Source organism: Subtercola vilae, from assembly GCF_004923255.1.
Taxonomy (GTDB): Bacteria; Actinomycetota; Actinomycetes; order Actinomycetales; family Microbacteriaceae; genus Subtercola; species Subtercola vilae.
The window spans coordinates 33144-45051 of sequence record NZ_QYRT01000012.1 but is presented as its reverse complement, the minus strand read 5'-3'; the positions used below and the strand labels follow the sequence as shown (position 1 = coordinate 45051).

The 11908-nt window shown below is 63.4% G+C and carries 12 protein-coding genes; 8 read left to right on the top strand and 4 right to left on the bottom strand.

What is annotated here, in order from left to right; all coding sequences use genetic code 11:
• Positions 1–27: 27 nt before the first annotated feature.
• The 3 genes from D4765_RS08260 to D4765_RS08250 all read left to right on the top strand — a co-directional run bounded on the left by D4765_RS08260 (position 28) and on the right by D4765_RS08250 (position 2514).
• The gene (locus D4765_RS08260; RefSeq protein WP_136641814.1) at positions 28–900 is read left to right on the top strand and encodes a carbohydrate ABC transporter permease; all 873 of its coding nucleotides are present in this window, start codon (positions 28–30) and stop codon (positions 898–900) included.
• A 65-nt stretch (positions 901–965) separates the two neighbouring features.
• A complete protein-coding gene (locus D4765_RS08255) occupies positions 966–1802 on the top strand; it encodes a carbohydrate ABC transporter permease (protein ID WP_161580393.1) in 837 nt (278 codons plus the stop codon).
• A 1-nt stretch (position 1803) separates the two neighbouring features.
• Positions 1804–2514 (top strand): alpha/beta fold hydrolase, encoded by a 711-nt coding sequence (locus tag D4765_RS08250; RefSeq protein WP_161580392.1) that lies wholly within the window; start codon positions 1804–1806, stop codon positions 2512–2514.
• Here the strand turns inward: D4765_RS08250 and D4765_RS08245 are convergent.
• The 3 genes from D4765_RS08245 to hisD (D4765_RS08235) are packed head-to-tail and all read right to left on the bottom strand — an operon-like array spanning position 2511 to position 5337.
• A complete protein-coding gene (locus tag D4765_RS08245; protein ID WP_136641811.1) occupies positions 2511–3257 on the bottom strand; it encodes an HpcH/HpaI aldolase family protein in 747 nt (248 codons plus the stop codon). The genes D4765_RS08250 and D4765_RS08245 overlap by 4 nt on opposite strands.
• Entirely contained in the window at positions 3254–4012 is a 759-nt protein-coding gene (locus D4765_RS08240) for an SDR family NAD(P)-dependent oxidoreductase (protein ID WP_136641810.1), read from the bottom strand. Before D4765_RS08240 ends, D4765_RS08245 begins: the two co-directional genes overlap by 4 nt.
• Positions 4009–5337 carry a histidinol dehydrogenase gene (gene hisD / locus D4765_RS08235; RefSeq protein ID WP_136641809.1) on the bottom strand — a complete coding sequence of 443 codons (1329 nt, stop codon included), beginning with the start codon at positions 5335–5337 and terminating at the stop codon, positions 4009–4011. The genes D4765_RS08240 and hisD (D4765_RS08235) overlap by 4 nt, the downstream gene beginning before the upstream one ends.
• 92 nt (positions 5338–5429) lie before the next feature.
• Here hisD (D4765_RS08235) and D4765_RS08230 point away from each other — a divergent pair, with 92 nt between their 5' ends.
• The 4 genes from D4765_RS08230 to D4765_RS08215 all read left to right on the top strand — a co-directional run bounded on the left by D4765_RS08230 (position 5430) and on the right by D4765_RS08215 (position 9538).
• Entirely contained in the window at positions 5430–6434 is a 1005-nt protein-coding gene (locus tag D4765_RS08230; protein WP_136641808.1) for a LacI family DNA-binding transcriptional regulator, read from the top strand.
• 117 nt (positions 6435–6551) lie between these two features.
• Entirely contained in the window at positions 6552–7532 is a 981-nt protein-coding gene (locus D4765_RS08225) for a nuclear transport factor 2 family protein (RefSeq protein ID WP_136641807.1), read from the top strand.
• A 27-nt stretch (positions 7533–7559) separates the two neighbouring features.
• A complete protein-coding gene (locus tag D4765_RS08220) occupies positions 7560–8711 on the top strand; it encodes a cupin domain-containing protein (protein ID WP_136641806.1) in 1152 nt (383 codons plus the stop codon).
• Between the two features lie 23 nt (positions 8712–8734).
• Positions 8735–9538, top strand: coding sequence for a nitrilase-related carbon-nitrogen hydrolase (locus D4765_RS08215; protein WP_136641805.1), 804 nt, complete (start codon positions 8735–8737; stop codon positions 9536–9538).
• An 18-nt stretch (positions 9539–9556) separates the two neighbouring features.
• Here D4765_RS08215 and D4765_RS08210 read toward each other — a convergent pair whose 3' ends face one another.
• Positions 9557–10483, bottom strand: coding sequence for a LysR family transcriptional regulator (locus D4765_RS08210; protein ID WP_136641804.1), 927 nt, complete (start codon positions 10481–10483; stop codon positions 9557–9559).
• Positions 10484–10561: 78 nt separating this feature from the next.
• Between D4765_RS08210 and hisD (D4765_RS08205) the strand changes: the two genes are divergently transcribed.
• Positions 10562–11893, top strand: a complete 1332-nt coding sequence (gene hisD, locus D4765_RS08205; RefSeq protein WP_136641803.1) for a histidinol dehydrogenase — start codon at positions 10562–10564, stop codon at positions 11891–11893.
• Positions 11894–11908: the final 15 nt, after the last annotated feature.

The following is an 11908-nucleotide window of genomic DNA, read 5'->3' as shown; positions in this document are numbered from 1 at the left end:
CCGCGGCCTGTCAGTGGAGATGAACAGATGAAGAGGCGTGAATTCTGGTTGCTCTTTGCACCGAGTTTCTTGGTGATGGGCGGGCTTCTCGTCATCCCGCTTATCCGCACGATCCAGTGGAGCGTCGAGAACGTGCGCTACGGCACACCCGGCACTTTTGTCGGGTTCGACAACTACGTCACGGCGCTCACCGACCCGAGGTTCGGCAGGGCAGTTCTCTTCACGGTCACGGTGACCGTGATTACGACAGCGATTCTGCTGGTGCTGGGCTACGTCATCGCGACCGGGATCGACAGGCTCACGAAGTCGCGCCCGATCGTACTGGGGCTGCTGCTCGTCTCGTACGTGCTACCCAACCTCGTGGGTGCCGTCGCCTTCTCCTGGCTGTTCGATGACAACTTCGGCGGTCTGGTCAACCGCTTCATCGGTCTGATGGGCGGAGGGGAGGTACTGTGGTTCACCGACCAGGTGCCCAACGCGATCCTCATCATCGCGAACACCGTGTGGCACATGCTTCCGTTCGCGATGCTCATCATTCTCGCCGGCCTACAGGGCGTGCCGCTTGAGCTGCGGGAGTCGGCGAACATCGATGGGGCGTCGCCCCTGCAGACTCACATCAGCGTGATCATCCCGACGATCCGAGGTGTGCTCGGTTTCGTGACGCTCATCTCGATCATGGACGTGCTGCGCATGTTCGACAACCTGATCCCCCTCTCGCCGCAGGCGGAAGCCATCGGAAACGAGTCGATCATGCTCTATGTCTACTCTGTGGCGTTCGCCAACGGCGCGCAGGAGCTCGGCCTGGGAAGCGCGATCAACGTACTCACCATCATCCTCATCCTCATCATGTTGATTCCCTTCATCAGGGGGATCTTCAAGGAAGCGAAGGCTCTACGATGACGCTCAACTCCAGAACACTCCCTGCACGAACGATTGCTCCCGCGCCCGGGAGAGGCGGAACGGGGATGCCGAAGAACCGGGCCAGGCGCAGGCCGCCGATCATCACGGGCACCTTGCTCGGCCTGTTCTGTCTGCTGACCCTGAGTCCGATCATCTGGATGACGCTCTCCGTCACGAAACCGACCAACGTTGCATTCGCGAACCCGCCCGTCTTCGGGGGCTATCAGCCCACCCTCCAAGCCTTCGTTGACCTGTGGGAGACCACCTACTTCGCCGACTACCTCACGAACACCCTTGTCGTGGCTGTCGTCTCGACGGTCATCGCTCTGGTGATCGGCATCCCTGCCGCCTACGCTCTGTCGCGGTTCCCGAACTACGTGTCAGCCTTGCTCCTCGTACTCGCACTCATTTTTCGGGCGCTGCCGCGCTTCGCCGTGGTGCTGCCGATGTACGACATCAGCCGGTCGCTTGGCATCTACGACACCACCTTCGCGTTGGCCATAGCGCTGGTCGCGATTAACCAGCCGTTCACGATCTGGCTTCTCCGAAACTTCTTCGCGGACATTCCGCGAGAGCTCGACGAGGCCGCGATGCTCGATGGTTGTACACGCATCGGAGTCCTGCGCCGCGTCATGATTCCGCTGATGGGCCCCGGCATCATCACGGCCGGTATCTTCGTGTTCCTCTTCGCCTTTCAGGAATACCTCACCGCCCTGGTGCTCACAGACACCTCCTCGAAGACCGTTCCCGTATTCATCGCTACGCAACTCGGGCAAACCCTCCCGATGCTTCAACAGTCGGGTGCGGCCGCACTACTGTTGACGATCCCGGTGATCTTCATCGCGCTCGTCGCCCAGAAATACCTCGTCGCTGGGCTCAGCGATGGTGCAGTCAAGGGGTGAGATGAGGCCGCTCGTTCTTCTGCCGGGCATGAACTGCACGGATGATCTCTGGGCTGATTGCGGGCTCGGTGATGTTCTGGCACCCGCGCTCGACGAGCGATCCGTCAGTGCACAAGTCGATCGACTGCTCGCCGAGCTTCCGCCGATTTTCGTCCTCTGCGGGTTGTCCCTGGGCGCCATCGTCGCCATGGCACTTGCTGCGGAGGCACCCGGGCGCGTCGAGCGTCTGTGCCTGATATCGACCAACGCGAAGGCTCCGACGCCAGCGCAACACGAGTCCTGGAGGGCCTGGGCAGAGAGAATCAGCGCTGGCGAGACTCCCGCAGAACTTCAGGATGAAATCTTGCCCGCGCTCCTGTCGGCCGATGCACTCGCCCATCGCCCCGACCTCGTTCGGAGGACTCGTCAGATGGGAGCGGCAACGAGTGCATCTACTCTCGATGCTCAGCTCGCGATGCAGGGCACGCGCGTCGACCTGCGGCCGACATTGCGAGGAATTCGGATCCCGACGCTCGTCATCTCAGGAATTCGCGACGCGATCTGTCCACCCGAATTCCATCATGAGATTGTGGCCGAGATGCCGAATGCACGGCTCGCGAACGTCGACGGTGGACACCTCCTGCCCCTCGAACGAGCGAATGTGATTGGCGAGGCCATACGGGCATGGCACACAAGCGAGCCCTGGCTCACGAACGCGCCGCGCCGCACCTAGTTTCTCGGAGTCAGCAGACCGATCAGATGCGTCATTAGCGAGGCCGCGAGGTTGTACACGACCAGCTGCGCTCCTTGCTCAAAAGCGGCATTCGCGGCCTCGACGCTGCTCACGATATCCATTCGGAGAACACCGCCTGATGAAATGGCCGTGTTCACGCATTTGATAGCCTCGGCGACGGGGAGGTCATGGGTACCGGATGATGCAGCCAGGTCTGCAGGGCCGATCATCACGCCGTCGAGTCCCGACGTTGCCACGATGGCGTCTGCCTCGGCTACCGCGGCGGGCGATTCGATCATGCCGATGACGAGTGTGTTCGCGTGGTACCAGTCACGGTGGCCGGTCGGGTCGGTTTCACCGAACCGACCGGCACGACTGTACGTCGCGAAGCCCCGCGTGCCGATCGGGGGGTAGTGGGCAGCAGCGACCAGCGCCTCAGCGTCCGCGGCAGTGTCGACATGGGGTCCGACGATGCCTTCGGCGCCCTGGTCGAGCGCGCGCAGAATCATGCCGGGATCGTTTTCGCCGACTCGGACCACAACGGGAACACGGTGAATCGCGGCCACAGCAATGTGTTGACGCAGCGCTACGACGTCGGCGGGCCCGTGCTCACAGTCGACGAGCACAAAGTCGAACCCGGCGACTGCTGCCATCTCGACGAGTTCCTCCGCGGGAATCCTCACCAGCACTCCGAGAAGACGCTCGCCCGACTCGGCTCGCGCTCGAAGAGACCCCGATGTCATGCGACCATTCCCGCTGAGAGGTCGATGTCAGCGCCGGACAGCCCGGGCATACCGAGCATGGCGACCACGGCGCGGCCGACTTCTTCCTCCGTTACCATCCGACCGAGCGCCGATCGCGAGACGAACGACGCTTCAGCCTCGGCGATCGACGTTCCGGCACGGTCGGCTTCGAGCCTGAAGTTGCGTTGCATGCGCGGCCCCTCCACGGGCCCGGGCGACAACGTATTCACGTTGACGCCGGCCGGTCCCATTTCAAAGGCGAGTGTGGATGTCAGCCCGATCACGGCCATCTTGGAGGCGCAGTAGGGAGTGCGGAACGGGAGAGGCCGCTTGCCCGAGACCGAGGCGAGATTGATGACGTCTCCGGCACCCCGTTCGACCATGGGAGGGAGGAACGCCTTGCAGAGCAAGAAGATCCCGCGCACATTGGCAGCGAAGACTGCGTCCCACTCTTCGACCGAGATGTCGATGAGTGAGGCCACGGGCCCGGGCACGCCAGCGTTGTTGACCAGGATCGACACGGGCGTGTCCGCAAGACTCATCGCCAGCCGGTCGACCGACTCGGAGTCCGTCACGTCACACGAGAGCGCTCGGGTGCGGTCTCCGAGCCGGTCGACGACGCTGACAAGCTTCGCGGTGTCACGGCCGACGACGACGACGTCAGCGCCAGCAGAGTGCAAGGCGGTGGCGATGGCTGCACCGAGGCCGCTTCCGCCTCCGGTCACAAGGGCTGTTCGGCCAGCGAGCGCGCTCACTGTACGCGCTCTCGTGAAGCGAGGTTCTCCTCGATCCAGGGGAAGGTCCGGCCGTTATGGATCCAGGCTCGTGCGTCTCCCGACCGGGCGTGGCCCTCGAACAGTTCAACCCGCGCGGCACGGCCGCACACTTCGCCGAGCATCCCTGACGAGGCGGGGTCGGTGATCTGCTGGTACGTGACCGTGCGAAGGTATTTGCCTACCCACAACCCGCCGGTGTAGCGGGCCGCGCCGAGGGTCGGCAGCACATGATTCGTGCCGATGACTTTGTCTCCGTATGACACACAGGTGTTCTCGCCGAGGAACAGAGCCCCGTAGTCATGCATCTTCGCCAAGGCGAGCCGCGGCTCCTCCGTGAAGATCTGCACGTGCTCGAAGGCGAACGAGTCAGCAAGAGCGTAGGCCTCGTCGATGTCGTCGACGACAATGACCTGGCCCCAATCGCGCCAGGCCGGCTCGGCATAGTCCCTCGTCGACATGCTTGGCAGCAACTGCTCGATGTGCGCCATCACCTGTTCGCCGAGAGTCTGTGACGTCGTGATCAGAACGGCCGGTGACTCCGGGCCATGCTCCGCTTGCGAAAGCAGGTCGACGGCGGTCAGGAAGGGATCCGCCTCACCGTCAGCCACGATCATGATCTCGGTCGGGCCGGCGAACAGATCGATGCCGACCTCACCGAACAACTGGCGCTTGGCCTCGGCCACGTACGCGTTCCCTGGGCCGGCGATCATATTGACGGGCTGCATCGTTTCGGTTCCGACGGCCATCGCCGTCACCGCTTGCACGCCGCCGAGTACGTAGATCTCGTCGGCACCGGCGAGCTTCATCGCGGCGACAGTGGCGGCGGGAATCTCCCCGCGGATGGGCGGAGTGCAAGCGACCACACGCGGCACGCCAGCGATCTTCGCCGTGATGATGGTCATGTGCGCAGAAGCAGTGAGCGGGTATTTGCCGCCGGGAATGTATGCGCCGACGGCCTGTACGGGCACGTGCTTCTGCCCGAGGAAGACGCCCGGGAGCGTCTCGACCTCGATGTCGACCAGCGAGTCGCGCTGAGCCTGCGCAAAGGCACTCACCTGCTTCTGAACGAATTCGATGTCGGCTATCACCTGGGGATCGAGACTGGCCATTATCGCCTCGATGTGAGCATCGTCGAGGCGGAACGCCTCTGGCGACCACGAGTCGAACTGTTGCGAGTACCGACGAACGGCGTCGTCGCCGTCTTCACGAATGGTGGCGATGATGGATTTCACCCGCTCAGCCACGTCGCTCTGGGCGCTGTCGGTGAACAATTTCGTCGGAGCGCTCTTCAGGTACACAACCATTGCTGATTTCCTTTCGCCATGCATACGTATGCTGCCATTATGCTTTCGTATGCACGGAGGGTCAACCCTCCATCGACTGTGAGGGAAAAGAAATGGCCATCACCAGCCGGGATGTTGCGCGACTAGCCGGCGTTTCGCAGCCCACGGTCTCCCGGGCTCTTCGTGACGACCCTCGTGTCTCCGAGGCGACGAAGGCCAAGGTACGGGCTGCGGCCGAACAGCTGGGCTATGTACCCAGCGAAGCGGGCCGAGCCCTCTCCTCCGGCCGTACCCGTCGCATCGGCCTTCTCATCACCGATATCGAGAATCAGTTCTACACTCACATCATTGCGCCGGTTCACCTCCAGCTGGAACGGCTCGGCTATCAGCTCATGCTTCACACGGAGACGGCAGATAACGACACGATCGTCGAGCGGCTGATCGCAAACGGCCTCGACGGGGTGATCCTCGCAACGACGACCGTGGATTCCGTCGTACCGCTGCGCCTGCGCGACCATGGTCTGCCGTTCGTCTATTTCAACCGGACGACATCCTTCGTCGACGCCGACGCGACCGTAGTGGAGCCAACGGCCGGGTTCGAAGCGGCCGTCTCTCGGGCTGTCGCTCTCGGGCACACTCGAATCGGTGCTGTACTCGGCCCGAGCAACACGAGCACGGCGCAGTCCCGTGAGGTGGCCCTTCGCGCGGCCCTGGCGACAAACGGCCTCAGTCTCAGTCCGGATGACATCAGGCGCGGGCCATTCGATACACGCACGGGAGACGAGGCGACAACCTCGCTGCTCAGCCAGCCGTCGCCCCCCACTCTCCTCTTCTGCGCCAACGATGTCGTGGCCTACGGGGCACTGAACGCTGCGAGCCGACGGGGCGTTTCGGTTCCCGGTGACCTGTCGATCGTCGGTTTCGATGATCTGCCAGCGGCCTCCTGGCCGATCATCGAGCTCTCGACAATCGCCTACGATCTCACCGCAATGGCTGGCGAGGCAGCTCGGCTGATCACCCGCCGCATCGAACAGCCCGATGCCTCCGTGCTCCATGTCGAATATGAGACGTCCTTTGTCGAACGTCGAACGCTCTCGTCGGCACCACTCTCGGACTGATCTCCGGTTGCCGAGCTGGGTCTCCTTGCATTCAATCGTGCATACGTATACGCTGCCAAATATCCACGGCCCGTGACGCATCAGTGCAACGGGCCACGACAAAGAAGGAGCGCAAGCGTGCCTCTCGATCCGGTCGCTTATCAACCGTATGCCGACCCCGACGATTTCATCCGCGAGGTCACAGACCTCATCTGGGTTGATCGCTCGATCAGCTTCATCCGTGAAAACTACGAACCCGACTCCATCGTGCATGGGGGCTATGGAACGATCGACAATCGCGCAGAGGTCATTCACGGCACTCTGATGCGCATCTCGGCCACGCCCGACCGAACGGGCCAAGCCGAAGATGTGATCTGGGAAGCCCGGGGCGACGATGCCTTTCTCAGCTCACATCTCGTTCTCTCCGGCCACCTGCAAGCTCCTGAAGTCAGCCGCACCATCGCGAACTGCCTCTATCGTCGAGGGCGCATGGTCGAGGAGTGGGTCGTGCGTGACACACTGGCCGGCGCCCTGGAACGGGGGGACGACCTCGACGCGCTCGCCCGCGCTCAGGCGTTCCGGGGTTACGCGGGATCCTGGCTGGAACCGGCCCCCATCGACCCGATCGTCTGTGGCGATTCCGGCCCTCGACCGGATGATTTCCGTTCCGAAGTGCAATCGGTACTCGAAATGATCCAGACTGTCTGGAACGAACGCGACCTTCAGAGGGTCGAGTCGTTCTTCAACCGCGACCTGGTGCTGCAGACCGTCGGCAACCGAACGATCATCCGCCCCGAAGGATACCGGCGCGCACTGCTTCGCTTCCTCGAGGCATTCCCAGCAGGAGAGTTCGAAGTCCGCGACATACAGACGAACTACGACGTGCGCTACGCCGGCCTCAGGGTCGCCGTCACCTGGAAGTTCGTCGGTGCCTACAACGGTCAGCCGAACTACGGGCCGACCACCAACAAACCCGTCGACGTTCTGGGCATGTCGCAGTTCACCTTCCACAAAGGCGCCCTCGCTAAAGAGGTGCGCCTCTGGGATGACATCGCACTGAGGGCCCAGATCGCTGGCATGCGCGGCGACGAGCCTACCGGGCCCACCAACATCTACTGACTACTCAGCACGGAAAGAAGCACACTCATGAGCATCGACGTAATCATCGATCAAGCAGAAGTGGAACGACGCACCATCCGCAAGAGCGACTGGGTTGCCTGCAACTCAGCGTTCATCGACTGCCGCACACCGGGGTCGGACCGAAAGGAGAATTACGCCTTCATCGGGGCCGGCGTCTCCCAGAACGCGAGTCAGGTCGTCAACCTGACCGAGAACCACGGCTTCAACACCGGCGCGGCCGGGATGCCCAACGGAATCTCCAACAACCTCCACCTCCACTTCACAGCAGAGGTCTTCATCAATCTGGGCGGCACGTTCCGTCTGCGCTGGGGTGTAGACGGCAAGCAGGGCGAGTATGTCAGCACTGACGGCGACATCGTCTCGATCCCCACCTGGATCTTTCGCGGTTTCACCAACGAGGGACCGGATGAGGCGATCCTCTATACCGTGCTCGGTCGCGATGCTCCCGGCGGCATCATCTGGGGCCCGTCTGTGCTCAAGGAGGCGGAGTCATATGGCCTGCACCTCACCGCCGACAACCGGCTGATCGATACCGTCGCCGGCGATGTCGTGCCTGAGAACGTTCCGCTGATCACGCCGATGCAGCAGCGTTACATCGACGAGCTGTCCACCTATTCAGTGGACGAACTGCGCACGCGCGTCGTGCAGCCGGGCGATCGCGTCTACAGCCGCAACGCCCTGCTGTGCGCGGCGCTTCCCGGCGGCGGTGCTGAACTCAGCCTGGCGATCGGCTACGGTATGACGCAAGACCGTCGCCAGGTGCCGCGCATTCACGAACCACACTCTTTCAACGTCGCTTGGATTCGCGCCGCCGCGGGCGAAGGGCTCCTGCGACACCGCCATGACAAGACCCAGGCGCTGCTCGTGAAATCGGGCCGGTGGGAGATCACGTTGAATGGCGACCCGACAACGACCGTGGAGCTCGGGTCGTCGGACTCGTTCTCGGTACCGGAAGGCAGCTGGCGCGAGTTCCGCTGCGTCGAAGGTGGCGATTCGGGCTTCGGCGAACTGCTCGTCATCAACGGCGGCGACGACCGCGTCTACCTGGACTGGGCACCGGAGGTCGTCGAGGCCGCCCGGCGCGCAGACTGGATGATCGATCCGAATGGATATCTCGCTCCGGTTGGAGTGATGGTGACCGCGACGGAAGACGACTGAGTCGAGAGGCTCTCACGCCTATTATGGTTTGGTCCCTCCGCGTTGCCGCGACCTCGCCCCAGATACGTCTGGGCGAGGTCGCGAGCAACGCTGAGAGTATCCGGGTCGCGTTGAAGGATGCCGTCGCCGCCGGCGCAGAACTCATCGTGCTCCCCGAACTTGCTACAAGCGGATACGTCTTCACCGATCGCGATGAGGCTGCCGAGGCCTCCATCACTCGAGACGATCCCCTCTGGTCCGAGCTCGCCGCGGTTCTGGCGCCGGGTGTCACTGCGGTCGTGGGCTATGCCGAACGCGCCGAACACCACCTCTACAACTCCGCCGCGGTGTTCACCAGCGATCAATGGATCGGTGACTACCGCAAATCGCACCTGTGGGGTGCGGAGGCCGGGCTTTTCGAGAAGGGAAGCAGTGCCGGGGCGCTCTTCGAGGTGCCCTTCGGTCGGTTGGGTGTTGCGATCTGCTACGACAATGAATTTCCGGAGGTGCCTCGCAGGCTCGCGTTGGGCGGGGCCGACGTGCTGGCGCTTCCGGTGAACTGGCCGCGAGTGCCGCGGCCGAACGGTGAGCGGCCTCCGGAGATCATCCAGGCGATGGCTGCCGCGCGTTCCTCGCGGCTCGCCACGGTCATCGCAGACAGGGTCGGTACGGAGCGCGGCGTGGAGTGGACTGAGGGAACTGCGGTCATTGACAGCGGAGGCTGGGTGTTCGCCGTACCCGACGCATCCGGCTGCGCTGTGCAGACGCTCGTTCTTGGTGTTCGAGGCGACAAGTCCCTCCCTCCTCATAACGATCTCTTTGGAGACCGTCGACCTCACTTGTACTGAGATGTTGGAGCCGAGCGGTCAGCCTGCTTGAGAGCGCCCCACATGTTCGCCCACCGCAGTAAGCAACGTCGATTCGGCGAGCTCGGCAAGACGCTGGGTCGCGGGGGAGAGGTAGGCCCCCTCGCGCTGGGCCAGAGCGATGGTGTCGAAAAGCGGATCTGTGAACGGCGTCACCAGGATGCCTGGCGGGAATGTCGACGACTCGGCGATCGTTCGCGACACGATGGTATCCGCCGCACCCGCTGCGACCAGGCTCAAGGCGGTCTCGACGTGCTCGACCTCGATGGCGGGATCGATCGTGATGCCCTGAAGTCGGGCACGCTCGAGCAGCTGCCGACGAGTGGGATCCCTCCACCCCGCGTACGCGTCGTAGAGAACGAGCTTGGCTCGGGCCAGCTCCGCTATGTGCACGGGGCCATCGTTCGGTGAGCGCAGTGTTGAGGCGTAGAGCACCTCGTCGCGAAACAGGGGAGTGATGCGCAGGCCTGCCTCGTCGACCGGCAGCACGATCAAGCCCGCCTCGATCTCGTTTGCCGCAATCGACTCGGCTACGAGCGCCGAGTTGAGACCGACGAGTCGCACCTTCACGTTCGGGTACAGGAGGTGGAACCGCTGCACCAGGTCGGCCAGATCGTAGTAGGCGGCGTTGCGCAACACTCCGAAGGTGCAAATGCCGCCTTCAAGGGAATTGATGGCAGCGATGGTCTCCACGCCGTTCGATATAGCGCTGAGGGCCAGCTCGGCGTGCGACTGCAGGGCAATCGCCGCATCGGTGGGGGTGAGTCGGCGTGCACCTCGGGTGAAAAGTCGAACTCCCAGCTCTCGCTCGAGGCGGGCTATGAGCTCCGATACCGACGCTTGAGTCGAGTCGAGTTCGAGGGCAGCGGCGGTGAACGAGCCACACCGAATGGCGGCAAGAAAGGCAGTGAGCTGCGCGATCGTCATAACCAATGGTAAACCCGATGGCAAACATCGGATCCACCAGGCTTGTGCTGTAGCAGCAACGAAGCTTAGCTATTGGTCATGCGATACAGCCCCGCCCTCCTGCAGAGCCTCGAAGGCTCCTTTCATCACCTGAAGACTCCCCTCATCGACGCACCTGCCGCGCAGCGCGACCCCGCTGTCATCGCCACCGTCTCGTCGATGTTGGCCGACATCCAGAACCGCGGCATCGACGCGATCCTCGACTATGCTCGCAAGCTCGACAACTATCACGGCACTGACATCGAGCTCACCGCCGCGCACATCGCGACGAGCGGAGACCGGCTGCCTGCAGACCTCCGCGATGCCATGGAGCTCGGATCCACGCGCACACAGGCCTTCGCGGCTGCACAACGATCTCATCTCTCCGATTTCGAGACCGAGCTCGTGCCGGGCCTAGTCACCGGCGCCCGCTACGTACCCGTCGCCCGAGTCGGCGCCTACCTTCCCGCCGGCCGCTTCCCCCTGACGGCCAGTGCCTTCATGACCGTCGGAGTCGCCAAGGCGGCTGGCGTGCCCACCGTGATCGCCTGTACGCCACCGCAACCGAACGGGGGCGCGAACGACGCTGTGGTGTACGCAGCGTACCTGTCGGGCGTCGACCGGGTGTTCGTGCTCGGCGGCGTCCAGGCACTGGCGGCCATGGCCTACGGTCTGCTCGGGGAACTGCCCGTCGACATGCTGGTGGGGGCAGGCAACGCTTTCGTCGCGGAGGCGAAACGTCAGCTCTTCGGGTCTGTTGCGATCGATCTGCTGGCGGGCCCCTCCGAGGTCGCCGTCATCTCGGACGAGACGGCCGATCCCGAGATTGTTGCTGCTGACCTCTTGGGTCAGGCTGAGCATGGCCCGAATTCGCCAGCTGCCCTGGTCACCACCTCTGACAGTCACGGCCGGGCCGTGATCGACGCCGTCGACCGCCAGCTCGCCACGCTCGCCACGGAGCCGATAGCCGGCCCGGCGTGGCGCGACTACGGCGTTGTCACCGTGGCAGACAACCGCGAAACTGCGGTCGCCCTGATGGATGATCTCGCCCCGGAACACCTCGAAGTCCTGACCGCTGAAGACGACTGGTACCACGATGCCCTCCGCAACTACGGGTCGCTCTTTCTGGGTCACTGGAGCACCGTCGCATATTCTGACAAAGGCATGGCGGGGACGAATCACGTGCTTCCCACCGCTGGCGGCGCCAAGCACAGCGCCGGACTGTCGGTAGGGCGCTTTCTGAAACCTCTCACCTACCAGCGCGTCTCACGGGGGGCCACGCCTGATCTCGCCAACGCGGTACAGATCATCTCGGATTCTGAGGGCATGGCGGCGCACAGTGCCACGGCCACCATGCGTCTTGCCACGTACGGTGTCGAGGCAGCGCATTAAGACGGGGTACTTGGG